At 69.5% G+C, this 21,362-nt stretch carries 23 protein-coding genes; 19 read left to right on the forward strand and 4 right to left on the reverse strand.

Annotated elements, in window-relative coordinates; genetic code table 11:
• Nucleotides 1-271: hypothetical protein (locus tag VI238_RS02850; RefSeq protein ID WP_331648238.1), on the forward strand; the 271-nt coding region annotated here is incomplete at its 5' end.
• A gap of 7 nt (nucleotides 272-278) precedes the next feature.
• Here VI238_RS02850 and murA read toward each other — a convergent pair.
• Nucleotides 279-1,538 (reverse strand): UDP-N-acetylglucosamine 1-carboxyvinyltransferase, encoded by a 1,260-nt coding sequence (gene murA / locus VI238_RS02855; protein WP_331648240.1) that lies wholly within the window; start codon nucleotides 1,536-1,538, stop codon nucleotides 279-281.
• Between the two features lie 118 nt (nucleotides 1,539-1,656).
• A complete protein-coding gene (locus tag VI238_RS02860) occupies nucleotides 1,657-1,902 on the reverse strand; it encodes a BolA family protein (protein ID WP_331648242.1) in 246 nt (81 codons plus the stop codon).
• 218 nt (nucleotides 1,903-2,120) lie between these two features.
• Between VI238_RS02860 and VI238_RS02865 the strand changes: the two genes are divergently transcribed.
• The 18 genes from VI238_RS02865 (at nucleotide 2,121) to VI238_RS02950 (ending at nucleotide 18,918) form a co-directional block, all read left to right on the forward strand.
• Nucleotides 2,121-3,134, forward strand: coding sequence for a KpsF/GutQ family sugar-phosphate isomerase (locus VI238_RS02865; protein WP_414650018.1), 1,014 nt, complete (start codon nucleotides 2,121-2,123; stop codon nucleotides 3,132-3,134).
• Between the two features lie 116 nt (nucleotides 3,135-3,250).
• Nucleotides 3,251-3,802: a KdsC family phosphatase gene (locus VI238_RS02870; protein WP_331648244.1), complete on the forward strand. Its 552-nt coding sequence runs from the start codon at nucleotides 3,251-3,253 to the stop codon at nucleotides 3,800-3,802.
• Between the two features lie 6 nt (nucleotides 3,803-3,808).
• The gene (gene lptC / locus VI238_RS02875) at nucleotides 3,809-4,399 is read left to right on the forward strand and encodes an LPS export ABC transporter periplasmic protein LptC (RefSeq protein ID WP_331648246.1); all 591 of its coding nucleotides are present in this window, start codon (nucleotides 3,809-3,811) and stop codon (nucleotides 4,397-4,399) included.
• Entirely contained in the window at nucleotides 4,350-4,976 is a 627-nt protein-coding gene (lptA, locus tag VI238_RS02880; RefSeq protein ID WP_331648248.1) for a lipopolysaccharide transport periplasmic protein LptA, read from the forward strand. Before lptC ends, lptA begins: the two co-directional genes overlap by 50 nt.
• A complete protein-coding gene (lptB, locus tag VI238_RS02885; RefSeq protein WP_331648250.1) occupies nucleotides 4,976-5,695 on the forward strand; it encodes an LPS export ABC transporter ATP-binding protein in 720 nt (239 codons plus the stop codon). Before lptA ends, lptB begins: the two co-directional genes overlap by 1 nt.
• 145 nt (nucleotides 5,696-5,840) lie before the next feature.
• Nucleotides 5,841-7,256 carry an RNA polymerase factor sigma-54 gene (locus VI238_RS02890; RefSeq protein WP_331648252.1) on the forward strand — a complete coding sequence of 472 codons (1,416 nt, stop codon included), beginning with the start codon at nucleotides 5,841-5,843 and terminating at the stop codon, nucleotides 7,254-7,256.
• A gap of 163 nt (nucleotides 7,257-7,419) precedes the next feature.
• Entirely contained in the window at nucleotides 7,420-7,740 is a 321-nt protein-coding gene (gene hpf, locus VI238_RS02895) for a ribosome hibernation-promoting factor, HPF/YfiA family (protein WP_331648254.1), read from the forward strand.
• A gap of 30 nt (nucleotides 7,741-7,770) precedes the next feature.
• Nucleotides 7,771-8,226 carry a PTS sugar transporter subunit IIA gene (locus tag VI238_RS02900; RefSeq protein ID WP_331648256.1) on the forward strand — a complete coding sequence of 152 codons (456 nt, stop codon included), beginning with the start codon at nucleotides 7,771-7,773 and terminating at the stop codon, nucleotides 8,224-8,226.
• Between the two features lie 121 nt (nucleotides 8,227-8,347).
• Entirely contained in the window at nucleotides 8,348-9,301 is a 954-nt protein-coding gene (gene hprK, locus VI238_RS02905) for an HPr(Ser) kinase/phosphatase (RefSeq protein WP_331648258.1), read from the forward strand.
• Nucleotides 9,295-10,203 (forward strand): RNase adapter RapZ, encoded by a 909-nt coding sequence (gene rapZ / locus VI238_RS02910; protein WP_331648260.1) that lies wholly within the window; start codon nucleotides 9,295-9,297, stop codon nucleotides 10,201-10,203. The genes hprK and rapZ overlap by 7 nt, the downstream gene beginning before the upstream one ends.
• A 178-nt stretch (nucleotides 10,204-10,381) precedes the next feature.
• Entirely contained in the window at nucleotides 10,382-10,774 is a 393-nt protein-coding gene (locus tag VI238_RS02915) for a PTS fructose IIA subunit family protein (RefSeq protein ID WP_331648262.1), read from the forward strand.
• A 158-nt stretch (nucleotides 10,775-10,932) separates the two neighbouring features.
• Nucleotides 10,933-11,202 carry an HPr family phosphocarrier protein gene (locus tag VI238_RS02920; RefSeq protein WP_331648264.1) on the forward strand — a complete coding sequence of 90 codons (270 nt, stop codon included), beginning with the start codon at nucleotides 10,933-10,935 and terminating at the stop codon, nucleotides 11,200-11,202.
• 122 nt (nucleotides 11,203-11,324) lie between these two features.
• Nucleotides 11,325-13,058 (forward strand): phosphoenolpyruvate--protein phosphotransferase, encoded by a 1,734-nt coding sequence (ptsP, locus tag VI238_RS02925; RefSeq protein ID WP_331648266.1) that lies wholly within the window; start codon nucleotides 11,325-11,327, stop codon nucleotides 13,056-13,058.
• Nucleotides 13,059-13,136: 78 nt separating this feature from the next.
• Nucleotides 13,137-14,087, forward strand: a complete 951-nt coding sequence (locus VI238_RS02930) for a 2OG-Fe(II) oxygenase (RefSeq protein ID WP_331648268.1) — start codon at nucleotides 13,137-13,139, stop codon at nucleotides 14,085-14,087.
• Between the two features lie 39 nt (nucleotides 14,088-14,126).
• Nucleotides 14,127-15,524, forward strand: a complete 1,398-nt coding sequence (locus VI238_RS02935) for an MBOAT family O-acyltransferase (RefSeq protein ID WP_331648270.1) — start codon at nucleotides 14,127-14,129, stop codon at nucleotides 15,522-15,524.
• A gap of 4 nt (nucleotides 15,525-15,528) precedes the next feature.
• Nucleotides 15,529-16,695, forward strand: a complete 1,167-nt coding sequence (locus VI238_RS02940) for a hypothetical protein (protein WP_331648272.1) — start codon at nucleotides 15,529-15,531, stop codon at nucleotides 16,693-16,695.
• Nucleotides 16,692-17,807, forward strand: coding sequence for a class I SAM-dependent methyltransferase (locus VI238_RS02945; RefSeq protein WP_331648274.1), 1,116 nt, complete (start codon nucleotides 16,692-16,694; stop codon nucleotides 17,805-17,807). Before VI238_RS02940 ends, VI238_RS02945 begins: the two co-directional genes overlap by 4 nt.
• 4 nt (nucleotides 17,808-17,811) lie before the next feature.
• A complete protein-coding gene (locus tag VI238_RS02950; RefSeq protein ID WP_331648276.1) occupies nucleotides 17,812-18,918 on the forward strand; it encodes an acyltransferase in 1,107 nt (368 codons plus the stop codon).
• Between the two features lies 1 nt (nucleotide 18,919).
• Here the strand turns inward: VI238_RS02950 and tsaB are convergent, their stop codons facing one another.
• Together tsaB and creD are read right to left on the reverse strand one after the other, a co-directional pair.
• On the reverse strand, nucleotides 18,920-19,606 hold the full coding sequence (gene tsaB / locus VI238_RS02955; RefSeq protein ID WP_331648278.1) for a tRNA (adenosine(37)-N6)-threonylcarbamoyltransferase complex dimerization subunit type 1 TsaB: 687 nt from the start codon (nucleotides 19,604-19,606) through the stop codon (nucleotides 18,920-18,922).
• A 197-nt stretch (nucleotides 19,607-19,803) separates the two neighbouring features.
• Nucleotides 19,804-21,120 carry a cell envelope integrity protein CreD gene (creD, locus tag VI238_RS02960; RefSeq protein WP_331648280.1) on the reverse strand — a complete coding sequence of 439 codons (1,317 nt, stop codon included), beginning with the start codon at nucleotides 21,118-21,120 and terminating at the stop codon, nucleotides 19,804-19,806.
• Nucleotides 21,121-21,362 lie beyond the last annotated feature (242 nt).

Consider the following 21,362-nt stretch of genomic DNA (forward strand, 5'->3'; position numbering starts at 1 on the left):
GCGGCTCTGGCGCGAGGACGACACGATCCCGTTCGACTGCAACAAGCCGTTCGCGACCGCCGACTTTCCGCTCGCGCGCTTGCCCGACCTGATCGGCGAGGCGCCGACGCGTATCCCGTCGATGCCGCGGGCGCAGGTCAAGGACGTGGCGATCTACCGCAGCGGCCTGTGCGGCAGGCCGCACGTCTACATCAAGCTCGAGGACGAGCGCGGCTACGGCAATGTCGAGTACGACGATCGCGGCCGGCTGGTGTCCGCGGAGATCCAGTAGGGAACGACTACGCGGGCAAGCGCCGGATGTGCGCGCCGAGGCCGCCGAGCTTCTCCTCGATGTTCTCGTAGCCGCGGTCGATGTGGTAGACGCGGTCGATCAGCGTGTCGCCGCTCGCGACGAGGCCGGCGAGGACGAGCGACGCCGATGCGCGCAGGTCGGTCGCCATCATCGGCGCGCCCGACATCTTCTCGACGCCCCTGATGATCGCGCTGTTGCCTTCGAGCTGGATGTCGGCGCCGAGTCGCTGCAACTCGAGCGCGTGCATGAAGCGATTCTCGAACACCGTCTCGGTGATGATGCCGACGCCTTCGGCGACGCAGTTGAGCGCGGTGAACTGCGCCTGCATGTCGGTCGGGAAGGCCGGATACGGCGCGGTCGTGACATTGACCGCCTTCGGCCGGCGGCCGCGCATGTCGAGCTCGATCCAGTCGTCGCCGGTGTTGAGGTGCGCGCCGGCGTCCTCGAGCTTGGACAGCACCGCGTCGAGCGTCTTCGGTCGTGCGTGCTTGGCGGTGACCTTGCCACCGGTGATCGCGCCGGCGACGAGGAAGGTACCGGTTTCGATGCGGTCCGGGAGCACCTCGTAGGTCGTGCCCGACAGGCGCTCGACGCCCTCGATCACGAGCGTCGCGGTGCCGGCCCCGCTGATCCTCGCGCCCATCGAGTTGAGGCAGTTGGCGAGGTCGACGACCTCGGGCTCCTGCGCCGCGTTCTCGATGATCGTCGTGCCGTGCGCGAGCGCGGCGGCCATCATGAGGTTTTCGGTCCCGGTGACGGTGACGAGGTCCATGTTGATGCGGGCGCCGCGCAGGCGCTTCGCACGCGCCTTGATGTAGCCGCCCTCGACGCTGACCTCGGCGCCGAGCGCCTGCAGGCCCTTGAGGTGCAGGTCGACCGGGCGCGAGCCGATCGCGCAGCCGCCGGGCAGCGAGACCACGGCTTCGCCGAAGCGCGCGACGAGCGGACCGAGCACGAGGATCGACGCGCGCATCGTCTTGACGAGGTCGTACGGCGCGAAATAGCGCTTGGCCGGGCGCGGGTCGACGTGGATCTTCATGCGCTCGTCGATGACGAGTTCGACGCCCATCTGGCCGAGCAGTTCCATCGTCGTGGTCACGTCGTGCAAGTGCGGCACGTTGCTGATCGTGACCGGACCGTCGGCCAGCAGGGTGGAGGCGAGAATCGGCAGCACGGCGTTCTTCGCCCCGGAAATCCACACGTCGCCGTTGAGGGGCTGTCCGCCGTTGATAACGATCTTTGCCATGGGTCTTCTATGCGAGGGCTGAGGTCTGGAGGGCTGAAAGTAACCGTGGTGCCGTGAGCGTGCCGTAGCAGGCGTGGACGGGTCGAGGAGCGGGGAAAATCCCGCGCCGCGCCGGCCCTCAGCCCCCGGCCCCCGGCCCTGCTTCTTCGGGCGTCAGGGTCCGCAGCGACAGCGCGTGGATCGCGCCGCCCATGAGCTCGCCGAGCGTCGCATAGACCATCCGATGGCGCGCGAGCGGCAACTTGCCGGCGAACGCCGGGCTCACGACGAGCGCCTCGAAATGCACGCCGTCCGGACCGTGTACCTCGACTTTCGCGTCCGGCATGCCGCGCTGGATCAGACTCTGCACGGTGGAACTGTCCATATTCGGTGCCTCCTGGGGCGATCGGCGGGCGAGTGCGGGCTTCGCGTGCGACGCCAAGGCCGCATGACCCGTCCTGTAGCCGGCCTGCCGGACCAATCCCGGCGGGGAAGCGGCTACAATGGAGGCGGCGCATGGTACTCAAAATCCTTGGGCAGCGCAGAAAACCCGATGTCTTCCACGCCTATGCGGCCCTCCACCTCGCCACGATGAACGCCCAGATGCTCGCCGCCGCCCGCCCCCTGAGCAATCCGCTGCTCGACGCGACCGCGCTCGTGCGCAGCGCCCAGGCCGTCATCGCGACCGAGGCGCAGGCGATCGAGGCGCTGCACGGACGCATCGACGCGAACTTCCTGCGCGCCTGCCAGCTCATGTTCGAGTGCAGCGGCCGCGTGGTCGTCTCCGGCATGGGCAAGTCCGGCCACATCGCGCGCAAGATCGCCGCGACCCTCGCCTCGACCGGGACGCCCGCGTTCTTCGTCCATCCGGGCGAAGCGAGCCATGGCGACCTCGGCATGATCACGCAGAAGGACGTCGTGCTCGCGCTCAGCAATTCGGGCGAGACCGACGAGCTGCTGACGATCCTGCCGCTGATCAAGCGCCAGGGCATACCGCTCATCGCGATGAGCGGCAACAACGGCTCCACGCTCGCGCGCCTCGCCGACGTGCACCTCGATACGAGCGTGCCGGCCGAGGCGTGCCCCCTCGGCCTCGCGCCCACGTCGAGCACGACGGCCGCGCTCGTGATGGGCGATGCGCTCGCGATCGCGCTGCTCGAGGCACGCGGCTTCACCGACGAGGACTTCGCGCGCTCCCACCCGGCCGGCAGCCTCGGCCGCCAGCTGCTCTTGAAGATCAGCGACGTCATGCACAGCGACGGCCAGATTCCGGCCGTCGGGCCCGACGTCACCTTGACCGAGGCGCTCGTCGAAATGACGCGCAAGGGCCTCGGCATGACCGCGATCGTCGACCCCGCCGACCAGCGCCTGCTCGGCGTGTTCACCGACGGCGACCTGCGCCGCGCGGTCGACGACGACGACATCGACCTGCGCACGACGCCGGTCACGCGGCTCATGACCGCGCAGCCGAAGACGATCACCGCGGACAAGCTCGCGGTCGAGGCGGCGCAGCTCATGGAAGCGCACAAGATCCACGCCCTGCTCGTCGTCGATGCGGACAACCGCGTCGTCGGGGCGCTCAACATCCACGATCTGCTGCGCGCGCGGGTGGTCTGAACAGCGAAGGCCGAGGGCTCGAGGGCCGAAAGGCGCACCCCGCCGAGCCGCGTTCCTCGCCCGTCACGTCCCGGCCCACGGCCATCGCCAACCCTCAGCCCCCAGCCCTCGACTGCATGCCCTTCACCCACTTCGCCGACCTGCCCGAAGACATCCGCGAACGCGCTGCGCGCGTGAAGCTCGCCGTGTTCGATGTCGACGGCGTACTCACCGACGGCCAGCTTACCTTCACCGCGGACGGCCACGAGATCAAGACGTTCCACGTACTCGACGGACTCGGCTTCAAGCGCCTGCTCGCGAACGGCATCGAGGTCGCCGTGATCACCGCGCGGATCAGCCATGTCGTGACCGAGCGCATGGCCGCGCTCGGCGTCGCGCACGTCTACCAGGACCAGCAGGACAAGCGCGCCTGCCTCGACGAACTCCTGCACGCGCTCAAGCTCGGCGCGGACGACGTCGCGTACACCGGCGACGACCTGCCCGACCTCGCCGCGATGCAGAAGGTCGGCCTCGCCATCGCGGTCGCGAACGCGCATCCATGGGTGCGCGAGCGCGCGCATTGGCGCACGCGCCTCGCCGGCGGCAACGGCGCAGCGCGCGAGGTGTGCGACCTGATCCTCGGCGCGCAGGGTCGTGGCGAATCCGAGCTGGCCGCGTTCCTGCGCTGACCGCCGATGGAGCGCCGCTACTGGGTGATCGTCTTCGTGCTCGGCCTGCTCGCCATCGGCACCGAGGCGCTGCTGTGGCTCGTGCGCGAGCGCACCAATGCAGAAACGTTCGCGGGCCCGCCGCGGTCCGACTACACGCTCGGCGACTTCACGCTCGACGCGCTGGATTCGGAAGGCAAGCGCACGTTCCAGGTCCGCGGGCCGCGCCTAGCGCGGCGCGGCGACGACGGCTCGATCTTCGTCGACTCGCCCGAATACGCGCTCGTCGACGGCACCGGGCATCCCTGGAGCGGTACGTCCGACTCGGCCTGGGTGGACAAGGAAGGCTCGGTCATGAAGCTGCTCGGTCACGTCGAGATGCACCGCGCAGCCACCGCCGACGACGCCTCCGACCCGGTCGACGTCGTGACGCGCGACCTCACCACCTGGCCGAAGGCGAAGAAGATGGAGACCGCGGCCGCGGCGACGATCACCCGACCGGGCTCTATACTGCGCGGCACCGGCCTTCGCGGCGATCTCAACGACAAGTCCCTGGAGCTCCTCTCCGATGTCAGCTCGACCCTGCAATCGAGGCACGCGCGCGACGGCGCGCATTGACCGCCCGCTGCGCATCTTCGCCGCGCTGCTCGCCTGTCTCGCCGTGCCGGCGGCGCATGCGCTCGGCAGCGACCGCGACAAGCCGATGGACATCACGGCCGATTATTCGAAGATCAACCAGGGCAAGGACAAGCAGCCGGGCACGACCTACCTGCGCGGCAACGTGCGCGTCGTGCAGGGCACGATGAAGGCGACCGCGGCCGAAGCGACGATCCACCAGAAATCCAACGGCGACGTGCTGCGCGTCGTGCTGACGGGCAAGCAGGCGCACGTCGAGCAGCAGCAGGACGGCGGCGGCACGATGACCGCCGATGCCGACCAGATCGACTTCAACAACGACACGAGCGTCGCGGTGCTCACGGGCAACGTGAAGGTCGTGCAGGCTGGCCGCGGCGAATTCCGCGGCGAGAAGATGACCTATAACACGAATACCGGCGAAATGGAAAGCGGCGATGCGAGCGGCGGCAGCCGCGCGCACATCATCCTGCAGCCGAAGGCGAAGTCGCCGGAGGCGGCGAAACCCGAGGACGCGCAGCCCGCAGCGAAACCCGCCGACGACAAGGGCGCGGTACCCTGATGCTGAGCGCATCGGGACTGCGCAAGAGCTTTCGCGGTCGCGCCGTCGTGCGCGATTTCGCGTTCCACCTGCGCCAGGGCGAGATCGTCGGCCTGCTCGGTCCCAACGGTGCCGGCAAGACGACGTCGTTCTACATGATCGTCGGTCTCGTCGCGGCCGAAACCGGTTCGATCCGCATCGACGATCGCGACGTCACCGCGTCGCCGATGCACGCGCGCGCGCGGCTCGGCGTGGGCTATCTGCCGCAGGAGCCGTCGGTGTTCCGCCGCCTCAGCGTGACCGACAACATCCTCGCGATCCTCGAACTCCGCGACGACCTCGACGCGGCCGGCCGCCAGGCCGAACTCGAAGCGCTCGTCGATGAACTCCAGATCGGCCATATCGCGGGCCAGAAAGGCGTGAGCCTGTCCGGCGGCGAACGCCGTCGCGTCGAGATCGCGCGCGCGCTCGCGGCGAAACCGCGCTACATGCTGCTCGACGAGCCGTTCGCGGGCATCGACCCGATCTCGGTCGTCGACATCCAGCGCATCGTGCGCCAGCTCAAGTCGCGCGGGATCGGCATCCTCATCACCGACCACAACGTGCGTGAGACGCTCGGCATCTGCGAGCGCGCGTACATCATGAGCGAAGGCAGCGTGCTCGCGCAGGGCACGCCGGCGGAAATCCTCGCCAACGAGCAGGTTCGCGAGGTTTACCTCGGGCGCGAATTCCGCATGTGAGGTACGCCGCGCGTGACGGACGTCACGTCCGCGCCGGCTAGAGCATTCGACAAAGACTCCGCCGGTTGCGGCGCCGCGTCAAGCCCTGCCCTCGGCCGGTCTTTGGCGCTAGGATGACCGAAACGCCACTTGGCACGTTTTCGGCATGAAACCCGCTCTCCAACTCCGTCTCGGCCAGTCGCTGGCGCTGACGCCGCAGCTGCAGCAGGCGATCAGGCTGCTGCAGCTGTCGCGCATGGAGCTGGAGCTGGAGCTGAACACCGCGCTCGAGTCGAACCCGCTGCTCGACATGGCCGAAGAGGGCAGCGAGGGCGAGGAAGGCGAGGCGCCGGCCGAGGCAACCGACGAGGCGCCGACCGAGTCGGCCGATGCCGCCGAGGACGATTCGCTCGACCTCGACCTGGAACCCGACCCGACCGATTATCGCGCGAGCGGGGCGACCGACGAGGAAGGCCTCGAGCCGCAGGACGCCGAGATCGAGGACCTGCGCGACCACCTGCTCTGGCAGCTCAACCTCACGCCGATGTCGCCGCGCGATCGCGCGATCGCGACCGCGATCGTCGAGGCCGTCGACGACGACGGTTACCTCGCCGAAAGCGACGACACGATCCGCGATGCACTGGCCGCCCTGTATACCGTGACATCCGAGGAAATCGAGTCGGTGCGCCATCGCGTGCAGCACTTCGACCCGGTCGGCGTCGCCAGCCGCAACCTGCGCGAATGCCTCGCGGTGCAGCTCGACGCGTTCGACGTGCAGACGCCCGGGCTCTCGCTCGCCCAGCTGCTCGTCGCCGATCACCTGGAGGCGCTCGCGAAGCAGGATCGCGCGCGGATATGCCAACGCATGCAGATCGGCGAGGCGGAATTCGACACCGCGCTGGCGCTGATCCGGTCGCTCGTGCCCAAGCCGGGTGCCGCGTTCGCGAGCACGAACGCCGAGTATGTCGCACCGGACGCGTACGCGCGCAAGGTCGCCGGCCGCTGGCAGGTCGCGCTCGCGCCCGGCTGCCAGCCGCGCCTGGGCATCAACGAGCATTACGCGAGCCTGATCGCCAAGGCGCGCCGCGAGGATGCGAGTTACCTCAAGGGCCAGTTGCAGGAAGCGCGCTGGCTCATCAAGAGCCTCAAGACGCGCGCCGAGACGATGCTGAAGGTCGCCGGCGCGATCGTGCGTGCGCAGGAAGCCTTCCTCGAGTTCGGTCCGGAGGCGATGCGGCCGCTCGTGCTCAAGGACGTCGCCGACGAGATCGGCATGCACGAGTCGACGATCAGCCGCGTGACGACGCGCAAGTTCCTGCACACGCCGCGCGGCACGTTCGAATTCAAGTACTTCTTCTCGAGCGGCGTCACCACGGTCGACGGCGGCGCCGCTTCCGCGACCGCGATCCAGGCGATGATCAAGCGCCTCATCGACGAGGAGCATGCGACGCGCCCGATGTCGGACCAGCTGCTCGCGTCCGAGCTGAACCGGCGCGGCATCAACGTCGCGCGACGCACGGTGGCGAAGTACCGCGAAGCGATGAACATCCCTTCGTCGAACGATCGCAGCCGCCTTGGATGACGTCGGGACGCCACCACGTACCGTAATGACCATCCCCACGACGGAGGGAACGCAGGCATCGATCGAGTGTCGGAATGTTGGAACCGCGCGCGCGCCCGGCGACGCACGCGGTGTTCGAACCAGGGCCCGGCGATCGCCGCGCCCGTCCAGCGAGGAGTCAGTCATGCAGATCAACGTCAAGGGCCACCAGGTCGAAGTCACCGCCGCGCTGCGCGATTACGCCGCCGGCAAGTTCGAGCGCGTCACGCGCGTCTTCGACCAGCTGCACGACGTCACGGTCATGCTCGGCATCGAGAAGCTGCTGCACAAGGCCGAGGTCACGATGCAGCTCTCGGGCAAGACCCTGCATGCGGACGCGACCGCCTCCGACATGTACGCTGCGATCGACGCGCTCGTCGACAAGGTCGACACCCAGCTGCGCAAGCACAAGGAAAAGCTGACCGACCATCACGCGGAATCGGTGCGCGCGACGCGGTACAGTTGACGTTCCAGTCGCCGGACCCCGCGCCCGCCCATGCCTTTCCTCGACTTGCTGCCCGCCGAGCGGGTGCGGACCGACGTGGCCGCCGCCGACAAAGGTGAGCTGATCGAGCGGCTCGCCCATCTGCTTGCCGGTGGCGGCGACCCGGCACTCGCGCGCGACGCGCTCACCGCGCGCGAGCGGCTCGGCAGCACGGGCCTCGGGCACGGCGTGGCGATTCCGCACGGACGCAGCGCGAAGATCGACGAGGCGAGCGCGGCGTTCGTCCGCCTCGCCGCGCCGGTCGACTTCGGCGCCGACGACGGCCGCCCGGTCGACCTCGTGGCCGCCCTGCTCGTCCCCGCGCACTTCACCGACCAGCACCTCAAGCTGCTCGCCGAACTCGCCGACCTGTTTTCCGACGTCGACGTGACCCGGGCGCTGCGATCGGCGCCGGATGCCACCGAGTTGCGGGCGGTCCTGGAACGGAGTCTGAGGGTCGGGGGCTGAGGGCACGGCGTCGCCGGTGCCGGATGCGGGCGACCGCGGTGGGCATGCCTTACACTTCGTCGTCGCCCCGATCCGACGCTGCCATGGCACCCAGTCCCCAGCCGCCAGCCCTGTCCATCGCATGGATCGCCTGACCGCGCGCCAGTTGTTCGATGCCGTCAGCGAGCGACTCTCGCTGCGCTGGACGGCCGGCCTGCGCGGTGAGCTGCGCGCGATCGAAACCGGCGACACGCTCGAGCGTCGGCCGTCGCTGGTCGGTTATCTCAACATCATCTACCCGAACAAGGTGCAGATCGTCGGCACCGAGGAACTGAAATACCTCGACGGGCTCGATTCCCGCCAGCGCTGGGAGACGGTCGAGAAGATCATGGCCTACCAGCCGACCGCGCTGCTCGTGAGCAAGGACCAGCCGGTGCCGGCCGACCTGCGCCTGGCGGCCGAGGAGTCGAACACGCCGCTGTGGACCAGCCCCAAGCGCGGGCACGAGCTGCTCACCTACCTGCAATACCAGCTCGCGCGCACGCTCGCGCGCCAGGTCACGCTGCACGGCGTGCTCATGGAGGTGTATTCGATCGGCGTGCTGATCACCGGCGAGAGCGGCACCGGCAAGAGCGAGCTCGCGCTGGAACTGCTCACGCGCGGCCATCGCCTCGTCGCCGACGACGCGCCCGAGTTCACCCTGATCGCGCCGGACGTCATCGACGGCACGTGTCCCGAGATGCTGCGCGACCTGCTCGAAGTGCGCGGACTCGGCGTGCTCAACGTGCGCGAGATGTTCGGCCATACCGCGGTCAAGCCATCGAAGTACCTGCGCCTGATCGTGCACCTCAAGCCGCAGAAGCTCGACTCGCCGCCGGGCGACGCGATGACGCGCCTGACCGGCGACGTCGGCTATCGCGAAGTCCTCGACGTGCGCGTGCCGCAGATCACGATCCCCGTGGCGCCCGGCCGCAACATCGCCGTGCTCGCCGAGGCGGCCGTGCGCAGCCACATGCTCAAGAGCAAGGGCTTCGACCCGGCCCAGACGTTCATTGACCGCCAGGCGCACCAGATGCGCCGACTGCCGCCATGGTAGCGGACGCGACCACCGCCGCCGCCACCGACGGCGCCCTCGCCAACGGCCCCGACCAGCTCATCGTCGTCAGCGGCCTGTCGGGTTCCGGCAAGACGGTCGCGCTGCGTACGCTCGAGGATCTCGGCTATTACTGCGTGGACAACCTGCCCGCGGCGCTGATGCCCGCGTTCGTGCAGGCGCTCTCGCACTCCACCACGGGGCACCGCAAGCTCGCGGTCGGCGTCGACGTGCGCAACCGGGCGGAGAACCTCAACCGGCTGCCGCAGATCCTCGCCGAACTCGCGCGCTCGGACATCGGCTACCGGCTCGTGTTCCTCGACACGAGCGACGAGGTGCTGATCAAGCGCTATTCGGAAACGCGACGGCGCCACCCCTTGTCCGGCGACGGCCTCGGCCTCGCCGAGGCGATCGCCGAGGAGCGCCGCCTGCTCAAGCCGATGCTCGCGCTCGCGGACCGCGTCGTCGACACCAGCAACCTCAACGTGCACCAGCTGCGCCGCCTCGTCATCACCGAGATGGGCCTCACGCCCGGCGCGATGACCCTGCTGTTCGAGTCGTTCGCCTATCGCCGCGGCGTGCCGACCGACGCCGACTTCGTGTTCGACGCGCGCTGCCTGCCCAACCCGCATTGGGATTCGAAACTGCGACCGCTGTCGGGCAAGGATGCACCCGTGCGCGAATGGCTCGAGGCGAAGCCCGAAGTGACGCAGTTCGGCGACGACCTGCTCGCGTTCCTTTCCAGCTGGCTGCCGCGGTTCGAGGCGGACGGCCGCAGCTACGTCACGATCTGTCTCGGCTGCACCGGCGGACGCCACCGCTCGGTGTATCTTGCGGAACGCCTGGCCGAACAGCTTCGTCCACGCTATGGCCAGGTGCTGACATACCATCGGGAGATGGAGTGATGATGAAGCCGGGATTCGGGATCGGGGATTCGGGAGTCGCACACGCGAGCCCGCGTCGCGGCGCGTGCATGCGCGTCAGCTTGCCGTGCGCGGCGAGCGAGGCGGTGCGCAGCGATCCTGCAGGCACCTGCTTCGCCCGGCCCCTGCTCTCCGACCTCCCATCGCGGCGTCGCGCACCATGAGCGTCGGCGTGCTGCTCATGACGCACGAGTCGATGGGCGCGGCGCTCGTGAACGCCGCGCGCCACGTGCTCGGCCGGCTGCCGTTGCCGGTCGAGGTGCAGGAAGTCGCGGCGAACGCGGATCCGGACCAGATGCTGCGCGCGGCGGCGGCGAATGCACGCGACCTCGATCACGGCGACGGCGTGCTCGTGCTGTCCGACCTGTACGGCGCGACGCCGTGCAACATCGCCCAGCGCCTGCCCGACCTCGGCGTGCGCATGCACTGCGTGTCGGGATTGAACCTGCCGATGCTGCTGCGTGTCCTCAACTACCCGGAGCAGTCGCTCGACGAACTCGCCCAGACCGCGGCCAGCGGCGGCCGCGGGGGCATCGTCGTGGACAATCCCTGAACGCACGACCGAGGGCCGTAAAGCATGCATCGTCGAACCGCAGATGCTCTGGTCGATGGCGTTCGATGTCGGCAAGCTACCGTCCATGGTGCCCTCTCCCGTCGGCAACCATGCCCACTTCCCGGCCGGCTGATGCCGGCTTCGACCCCGGCCCCCGAATGATCGAAAAGGACATCACGATCAGCAACAAGCTCGGCCTGCATGCGCGCGCCTCGGCGAAGCTCGTGCAGACACTGCATGCATTCCAGTCCAGCGTATTCATCGCCTGCCGTGGCAAGGAGGTCAACGCCAAGAGCATCATGGGCGTGATGATGCTCGCCGCCGGCCTCGGCACGCCGATCCGCCTGCGCGCGGAAGGCGTCGACGAGGAAGCGGCAATGAACGCGATGGTCGACCTGTTCGAACGCAAGTTCGACGAAGGCCAGTAGGGATTCGCCGCAGCGGCACGGCCGCGCGGCGACGGCGTCGCCCGAGGCGACGCGCCATGCGAACGCGGGCTCGGACTCGACGCCGGCCCGCAGGGAACTGCGCTACGGAGGATGGAAGGCGCGTGCGATTCGTATTGACCGGCATCGGCGCGTCGCGCGGAATGGCGCTCGGCCGCGCTCGCCTCGAACAACCGAGCCGGTACCTCGTCGACGAGCGCCCGCTCGCGGAAGCCGACATCGAGGCGGAAATCGGGCGGCTCAGGCACGCCATCGCGGCCGCGCGCGAGGAACTCGCGACGTTGCGTGAAAAGGTGCACGGCGCGATGGCGCGCGAAGTCGCCGAGTTCATCGATGCGCACAGCCTCATGCTCGCCGACCGCGAGCTCACGAGCGGCCTGTTCGACCTCATCCGCATCGGCCGCTACCGTGCGAGCGCCGCCCTCAAGATGCAGAAGGATCGCCTCGTCGCCGTGTTCGAGGCGATGGACGATCCGTACCTGCGCAGTCGCAAGGAGGACGTCGAACACGTCATCGCGCGCGTGCAGGCCGGCCTCACGCGCGAATCGAGCCGGGCCGAGCGCCAGCTCGCCTCGCGCGTCGGCGAGATCCTCGTCAGCGACTCGGTCGCGCCTTCCGAGCTCGTGCCGCTCGCCGAGCACGGCGTGCTCGGCGTCGTGCTCACGTCCGGCAGCCAGGTCTCGCACAGCGCCATCCTCGCGCGTTCGCTGCGCCTGCCGATGATCGTCGCGACCCACGACGCGCTCGCGCGCATCCAGGACGACGACCTCATCCTCGTCGACGGCGGACAGGGCGAGGCGATCGTGCATCCCGCCGCGCCCGACCTCGCGCGTTATCGCGCCTGGCAACGCGACGTCGTGCACAAGGGCAAGCGCCTTGCGCTGCTGCGCGACGCCGAGACGCGCACGCGCGACGGCGTCCCGGTCGCGCTGTACGCGAACGCCGAGTCGGCGGCCGACGTGGCGCAGGCGCGCACCTGCGGCGCGGCCGGCATCGGCCTTTACCGCACCGAGTTCCTGTTCCTGCAGCGGCGCGAAGTTCCCGGCGAGGACGAGCAGTTCCTCTGCTATCGCGACCTCGTGCTCGGCATGGGCGGGCTGCCCGTGACGATCCGTACGCTCGACCTCGGCGCCGACAAGGCCGACTCGAGCGGGCTCGCGCTAGACGACGAGGAGAACCCCGCGCTCGGCGTTCGCGGCGTGCGGCTGTCGTTGCGCCACCCGCAGCTCATGCGCACCCAACTGCGGGCGATCCTGCGCGCGTCCGCCTATGGCCCCGTGCGCGTGCTCGTGCCGATGGTGTCCGCCGCGGAGGAAATGGCGAGCGTGCGGGGCATGTTGCGCGACTGTGCGCGCGACCTGCGTTCGGCCGGGCACGAGATCGCCGACAACGTCGAACTCGGCGCGATGATCGAGGTGCCGGCCGCGGCGATCGCGCTGCAGGGCATGATCCGCTCGCTCGACTTCATCGCGATCGGCACCAACGACCTCGTGCAGTACACGCTCGCGGTCGACCGCAACAACGACCAGCTCGCGAACCTCTACGACCCGCTGCACCCTGCCGTGCTCAAGCTGCTCGCGCAGACGATCGCGATCGCGCAGCGCGCAGGCAAGCGAGTCAAGCTCTGCGGTGAAATGGCCGGAGACCGCCGCTACACGGCGCTCTTGCTCGCGCTCGGCCTGACCGATTTCAGCATGCACCCGGCCGTGCTGCTCGAGATCCGCGAAGTGGTCATCGGCCTCGACCGCGCCGCACTGCGTGCGCACGCGAGTGCGCTGCTGCGCGCACGCACGCGCGAGCGCATCGGGCGGGTGCTCGAGCGGATGAACGACCCGTAAGGACGTCCCCACCGCGCGAGGCGGTCGGCGACCCGCCGGGCATGTCGCCCGCCCGGCCGCATGGCATCATGCGCACTTATGCCCGCCTCTCCACTGACCCAACGCATCGATGCGCGCGTCGTCGCCGACGCCGATCGCCACGCGGCCGCGTTCGCGCGACGCGATCCGTTCCGCCACGTCGTCATCGACGGGTTTCTCGACGCCGCCTACGCGGCGGCGCTGCTGGCACAGTTCCCGCCGTTCGAGCGCGGCAACGCGCGCAACGAGGCCGGCGAGCTCGGCGGCAAGTCGACGGTCGAGCGGATCCGCGGCCTCGGCGCGCCCTATGAACAGCTCGACGACCTGATCCGCACGCCCGAGTTCCTCGGCCTCGTCGGCCGCATCACCGGCATCCGCGACCTGCTCTACGACCCGGACTACTTCGGCGGCGGAACGCACGAGAACCGCGAAGGGCAGGACCTCGACCCCCACGTCGACTTCAACCGGCATCCGCGCGAACCCTGGCACCGGCGGCTCAACCTCATCGTGTACCTCAACCGCGAATGGGAGGACGCCTGGGGCGGCTCGCTCGAGCTGCATTCCGATCCGCGCTCGGCCGACGATCGCGTCACGCTCGTCACGCCGCTGTTCAACCGCTGCGTGATCTTCGAGACGACCGAATGGAGCTGGCATGGCTTCAGCCGCATCACCCTGCCGCCCGAACGGCGCGCGCTTTCGCGCAAGTCGATCGCGCTGTATTTCTACACGCGCGAACGCCCGGCCGAAGAACTCGCCGGCACGCATTCGACGATCTACGTCGACCGGCCGCTGCCGGAGCGCTTCCGCGCCGGCCTCACGCTGGACGAACGCGACGTCGAGGAACTGCGCGTGCTGCTCGCGCGCCGCGACCAGCACAACCAGCGGCTGTATCGCGACATCGCGCGCCTGACGGGCGACCTCGAGCGGTCGCAGGCGGCGTTGTTCGCCGGACGCCTCGGCCGGTTGCGCTACCTCGCGCGCCGTCTGCTGCGCCCGCGCGGGGCGGGATGATCGCGCCGGCCCGCACGCAGCGCCGGTGACGCACGACCGATGCTGTTCAACTCGATCCACTTCATCGTCTTCTTCCTCGTCATCCTGGCGTCGAACCAGGCGCTGCGCCGCTGGCCGACGGCACAGAAGCTCATGCTGCTCGCGGCGAGCTACTACTTCTACGGCCAGTGGCAGTGGCACTATCTGCTGCTCGTGTGGTTCTCGACCCTCGTCGACTACGCGATCGCGCTGCGGCTGCCGCGCACGCCGCGGCCGCGCCGCCTCGTCGTGCTCAGCGTGCTCGTCAACCTCGGCTTCCTCGCCGTGTTCAAGTACGCCAATTGGCTCATCGCCACCTGGAACGGCGGCGTCGACGTGATCGCTTCGCCGGCCTGGCACATCACGCCGATCGACCTGCTGCTACCCGTCGGCATCTCGTTCTACACGTTCCAGAGCCTCTCCTACACGATCGACGTCTATCGCGGCGTGCTGCCGCCGCGCCGCAACCTGCTCGACTACGCGCTCGCAGTCGCGTTCTTCCCGCAGATCGAAGCCGGGCCGATCGTGCGCGCACGCGAGTTCCTCGCCGAGCTCGACGGCGACCAGCGCGTCGATTTCGCCGACGTCAAGTACGCGCTCGTGCTCATCGCGTTCGGTTACGCCAAGAAGCTCGTGTTCGCCGACAACCTCGCGCTCGTCGCCGACCCCGTGTTCGACCACCCCGCAGGCCTGTCGTTCGCGCAGACGCTGCTCGGCGTGTACGCGTTCGCGTTCCAGATCTACTGCGACTTCTCGGGCTACACCGACATCGCGATCGGCTGCGCGCTGCTGCTCGGCATCCGCTTCCCGAAGAACTTCGACTATCCCTACGCGGCGCAGAGCATCCAGGAATTCTGGCGGCGCTGGCACATGACGCTGTCGCGCTGGCTGCGCGACTACCTCTACATCCCGCTCGGCGGCAATCGTCACGGCGACGCGCGCACCTACGCCAACCTCATGCTCACGATGCTGCTCGGCGGCCTGTGGCACGGCGCGGCCTGGACGTTCGTGGTCTGGGGCGGGCTGCACGGCGCATACCTCGCGCTCGAGCGCGCCGCGCTCGCGCGCGTGGGCTGGTGGAACGCGCGCAATCCGTTCGCGACGGCGCTTCGCGTGCTGGTCACGTTCCACCTCGTGTGCCTGGCGTGGATCTTCTTCCGCGCACGCGACGTCGCCGGCGCCCAGGCCGTGCTCGCCAACCTTGCTCAGCCAGCACTGCACGCGGGCGACCTCGGCGGCGTCGCGCTGCTGCTCGGCGCGATGTTCGCGCTGCAGCAGGTCGGCGCGCGCACGCATTACAAGGAACGCATCGCCGCCAGCGACGGACCCCTGTTCGCGGGCGCGCTCGCCGTCGCGATGGTCGCGATGGCCTGGTTCGCACCGACGCGGACCGCTCCCTTCATCTACTTCCAGTTCTGACGCCGTGCTGCGCCGGCTGCTCGTCCTCTCCGCGCCGTTCGCGCTCGTGCTCGCGATCGAGGCGCTGTTCGCGGCGGGCGCGTGGGAACCGCTCGCGGAGCCGAACAGCCACGCCGGAACCAGCATTCGCCTCAAGCGGGCGTTGCGCGACCCTGCCGTCGGACGGATCGACTACGTGACCCTCGGCAGCTCGCGGCCCGAGTACGGCATCGACCATGCGCTGCTCGCCGCGGAAGCCGCGCGGCGCGGACGCACCCACGCGGACCTGACGATGCCCGGCACGCACTGGACGTCGGTCGGCGTGCTCGCGCGCTGGCTCGAACGCGAGCATCCGGAGGTGCGCGGCGGCATCGTCGCGCTGTCCGTGCAGGATCTCGCGTTCGCCTACAACGGCTACTACGAGCTCGGCATCCTGCAGCCGTTCCGGCGCGCCGACGACCTGCCGTGGATCGCGGCACGCATTCCTTTCGCGATCCACGACGTCGCGAGTTACGGCGTCGTATCGGCGCTGTTCGCCTGGCGCGACGACGTGCGCGCATTCGCCGCCGCGCCAGCGCAGCGGCGCGAGAGCATCGCGTGGCGGGACGCGCATGCCGACGCGCACCACGTCCTGTTCGACAATCCCGAATCGCACGGCGACATGTGTGCATGGGGCGTCGACAGCCTCGCCGCGTGCGATCGGCTCGAGGCCACGAGCGGCGACGGCGAGGCGGCCCTGCGACGCCAATGCCGCGAGTTGCGCACGCGCGCGTCCGAGGCGCCCGATTTCTCCACGGGAGCCTCCATGGCGACTCCGCCGGAGTTCATGTCGGGCACGCGCGATCTCGTGCGCGAGCAGCTTTCGGACATGCACTGGCCGGCACCGCCTGTCGTGATCCTGATGCCGATGCCACGGATCTGGAACGAGGTGCTCGGCCGCGGCCAGCACGAATGGGCGGTCGCGATCCTGAAGCCGCTCGCCGATGCCGGTCGCATCCGCCTCGTCGACGCGACCGACTTCTTCGACGGCGACGCGGACGGCGGCTGTGGTGCGTTCTTCGACTTCTACCACTCGAATGCGCAGGGCCGCGAGCGCTTCTCGCGATGGCTGTTGCCGCAGCTGGCGGTCATGCTGTACCAAGGCGATGCGGGCACGCCCGCCTCCGCCCACGAGGATCCGCCGAAGCCATGATCGTGCCCGCCCGTCTCGTCCATTGGCTGCGACCGCTGGCGCGCCACCTGCCGGAATCGATCAGGCGTCCGCTCCGTCGCTGGTACCGCGCGCACGCCCCGGCAGCCGGCGTCGACGATCCGGCCTATCTCGCGCGGCTTGCCGAAGAAACGTCCATCTTCGCCGACCAGGAGGACGTGCACGACCTGCCGCCGATCTTCCATTACTGGTCGAACCGGTTCCTGCGCCCGCAGCTCGAGGCGTTCGGCTTCTCCCATCCCGACGCGTTCTTCGCCCATTACCTCGCGTCCGCGTACGCGGACGCGCAGCCCGCGCGCGGGCACGCGCGCTTCGCGAGCCTCGGCTGCGGCAACTGCGACACCGAAGTGCGCGTCGCCGGACTGCTCGTCGCGCGCGGGATCGAGGATTTCACGATCGACTGCGTGGACATCAACGAGGCGATGCTCGCACGTGGCCGGCAACTCGCATCCGAAGCCGGCGTATCGAAACAGATCGTCGCGGCGAAGGGCGACTTCAACGACTGGCGTCCGGCCATCCGCTACGACGCGATCATCGCGAACCAGAGCCTGCACCACGTCGTCAACCTCGAAGGATTGTTCGCCGCGATCGACGCCGCGCTGCGGCCCGAAGGCCGTTTCGTGACGTCGGACATGATCGGCCGCAACGGCCACATGCGCTGGCCCGAGGCGATGGAGATCGTGCACGAGTACTGGCGCGAACTGCCTCGCGGCTATCGCTGGAACGTGCAGTTGCGACGCCACGAGGAACTGCTCGAGTACTGGGATTGTTCGTCCTCGGGATTCGAAGGCATCCGCGCGCAGGACATCCTGCCGCTGCTGCTCGCGCGGTTCGAGTTCGAACTGTTCATCGGTTACGGCAATCTCGTCGATCCGTTCATCGATCGCAGCTTCGGTCCGCACTTCGACGCGAACGCGCCGTGGGACCGCGACTTCATCGATCGCGTGCACGCGCGCGACGAAGCGGAGATGCTCGCCGGTCGCATCACGCCGACGCACATGATGGCCGTGATGCGGCGTCGACCGTACGACGGTCCGCGTCTGCATCGGGCCGGGCTGCCCGCGCATGCGTGCGTGCGCCCCGCGACCGCGTGACGCCGTGTCGCTGCGTTCGCTCGCCTCGCGCCTGTGGGTGCCGCCGATCCGCCTCGCCGCCGGCCTGAGCTCGCGCGACGACAATTTCCTGCTGCTGCGCATCGTCGCCGCCGTGCTCGTGATCTACGGCCACGGCTACGCGCTCGTCGTGCACGCGCCGGCGGATACGGACCTGTTCCTGCGCCTGCGCTGGGGCCACTACGCAGGCGCGATCGGCGTGGATCTCTTCTTCGTGATCAGCGGCTTCCTCGTCACCGGCAGCTGGCTGCGCCGGCACAGCCTGCCCGCGTTCGTGTGGGCACGCGCGCTGCGCCTGCTGCCCGCGTACGCCGTGTGCATGCTGCTGTGCGCATTCGTGCTCGGCGCGGCGTTCACCGAGCTGCCGCTGCGCGACTACCTGGCCCATCCCGATACGCGCGGTTACGTCCGTGCGAACCTCGGGCTGGATCGGCTGCAATGGGATCTGCCCGGCGTATTCGCCCACAACCCACGCCGCAGCACGGTCAACGGTTCGATCTGGACGTTGCCGATCGAGGTGCGCATGTACCTGTGCGTCGCGCTGCTCGGCGGGATCGGCCTGCTCGCGCGGCGCGCCTGGGCGAGCGCAGCGATTGCGGCCCTGCTGCTGCTCGGCTGGTTCGCGCCCGGCGTCAATCCGCTGCTGTCGATCCCCGGATCGGCGCGGCTCGCCGCGATGTTCGCGCTCGGCGCGTCGTGCTACCTGCATCGGGACCGCATTCCCGTGCACGGCATCGGCGTCGTCGCGCTGGCCGCCGCGTGCTGGTGCCTGCGCGACACCCCGGCTTATCCGGTCGCGTTCGCACTCGCGGAAACGGCGTTCGTGTTCTGGTTCGCCTATCGCGTGCCCGCCTCCGGCTTCGACCGTCTCGGCGACTACTCGTACGGACTGTATCTATGGGGCTTCCCGATGCAGCAGGTCGTCGCCGCGTCCTGGCCCGCCGCCACGCCCGTCGCCAATGGCCTTGTCGCGCTCGTACCCACCACCTTGCTGGCCGTGCTGTCGTGGCACGCGCTCGAGAAACCTGCGCTGCGCCTCAAACGCGGCCTGCCGTGGCGGCGCAGCGCGCCTGCCGCGGAACCGCGTCCATGAGTCAGCGGCCGCGCTGCTGCTCCGCGAGCGTCAGCGCAACCTTGTCGCGCAGGTAGACCGGCAACGCCTGCTCGGGCGCGACGGCGTCTCCGAAACGCGACCACGCAAGCCGCGCTACGTCGACGGCCTGCGGGAAACGATCCCCTTCGGCCCACGCAGGCTCGCCCCCGAGTCGCTCGCGCAGCACGTCGCGATAGGTCGACCAGCCGCTGCCGACGACGTGGCAGGCGGCGCGCGTCGCGAGCGGCAGCCCAGCCGCGGGCCCGACCGTCTCCGCGCTCGACGGCTCGACGAGGCCGTCCGGCCTGCGCCGGAACCAGCCTGCGTAGATCTCGCCCATGCGCGCGTCGATGACGGCGAGGATGGGCGCGTCGCCATCCGGCGCCTGCAGCGCGAGCGCCGCGAGCGAGGACACCGGCACGACGGGAATGCCGAGTGCGAACGCGATCCCTTGCGCCGCCGAGACGGCGAGGCGCACGCCGGTGAACGCACCCGGACCGCAGCCGACCGCGATCGCGTCGAGGCCTCGACGCGCAAGGCCCGCCTCGGCAAGCACCTCGTCGCACATCGGCAGCAGCAATTCCGCGTGCCGACGCGGCGCGAGTTCGCTGCGCGCGAACAGGCGTTCGCCGGAGAGCAGGGCGACCGAGCAGGATTCGGTCGCGGTTTCGATCGCGAGCAGGTTCATGATGCGGGATTCTAGCAACTGCGGGCGCAGCCCAGCGGTGGCTGGCACCGCGTGCCGTTCCTGTGGGAGCGGCGGAAGCCGCGATGCTCTTCAGCCCTCAACCCTCAACCCTCAAGAAGCATCGCGCCTTCCGGCGCTCCCACAAGGACACCATGAGGCGGTCGTGGGAGCTCCGGGGGGGACGCCGCGGAGTTGCCTCAGGCTGGCGCCTTCGTACCTGCCGCGTACCAGTCCACGCGACGCGTCAACGCCATCAGCGCGACGACGGTCGCGAGCATCGCGAGCGAGCCCATGAGCAGCGCATAGTCCTCGCTGCGGACGAGTCCGTACAGCAGCGCGTAGACGAGCGCGAGCAGGCCTCCGAGCGCGATCCCGGCGGTCCGCTGCGCGAGGATGGCCACCGCATAGGCGCCGACGATGAGCGCGGTCGCGCCCGCCGCGACGGCGTAAGCGATGCCGAAGCCGACGTGTTCCGACAACGCGAGCAGCACGAGGTAGAACGTGCACAAGGCCGCGCCGACGAGCAGGTACTGCACCGGGTGCACGCGCAGGCCGCGCAGCACTTCGAACAGGAAGAACGCGACGAAGGTGAGCGCGATGAACAGCAGTCCGTACTTGCCGGCGCGCACGTTCTGCTGGTAAGCATTCGCGGGCCGCACGAGGTTCACGCCGAACGCGCTCGCGGCGGGATCGACCGTCGCGGCGTCGAGCGACGACCAGTGTTGCGGCATCGGGCGATTGAGATCGAGCACCTGCCAGTCCGCGCGGAACCCGTTCGCGTCGATGTGCCGCTCGGCCGGCACGAAGGCGCCGTCGAAACCCGGATCCGCCCACGCGCCGTCGACATGCACGTCGGTTTGCCGCGCGAGCGGCAGCGCCGCGAAACGCTCGCTGCCGGCGACGCTCAGTTCGAATGCGAACGGCAGCGGCTGCGCGGCGAGCGTCGGATCGAGCGGGAACTCGGCCGCTATCGCGGCCAGGCTGCCGAGGCCCGCGCTGTCCGGCCCGAATTCGAGCGTGTCCGCACCCAGGCGCAGCGCGCCCGCACGCCGGATGCCATGCACGTCGGCGAGCGGCACGCGCAGCTCGGCGCGTCGCCACTGCACGCTGCAACCGTCACCCCCGAGGTGCGCGAAGTCGCCCGCCACGAAGCGGCCCTCGGCCTTGATCGTCGCGGTGTAGACGACGCTCTCGTAGATGCCGTAGCTGCGCAGCTCCGGCGCCAGCGTCGCGGCGAGCGCGAGGCGGTCGGGCAGCACGAAGTCGGTGCGTTCGAGCGTGACGGGTTTGCCCTCGCGCTCGATCCCGCAACGTACCGGCACCGTGAGCACCGGCCCGCCGACGACCTGCGGCGCGCCCCAGCGCACGGCGATCTGCCGCGCTGCCTCCTGTGCGCGCCCCGCACGTTCGCCGATGAGGTCGTTGACCTGCGCGAGCGGGATGAGCATCGACAGCGCGAGTGCGGCGACCCCCAGCACCTTCGCGGTGACGCCGGGCGCGAATCTCGAAATCATGGGTGAGCTCCGTTCGTCGGGAGCCGTCATTGCGCGCGCACCGCGCGTCGAAACGCGGGCGGATTCAGGCCGCAGGCGGGCGGATTGCGCATACAAGCGTGGCAATCGGCGCTGGGTCCACGCGACCGCCGCCGGCATTCGCACCCGGGCCACTGCGCATCCAGCAGTCGTCCGCCCGAAACCGCCGCACGGTCGCAAGGAAGCGCCGCTGCGACGATACTTCGGATCCCCGCACGCGGATG

Source organism: Dokdonella sp. (assembly GCF_036518555.1).
GTDB lineage: Bacteria > Pseudomonadota > Gammaproteobacteria > Xanthomonadales > Rhodanobacteraceae > Dokdonella_A.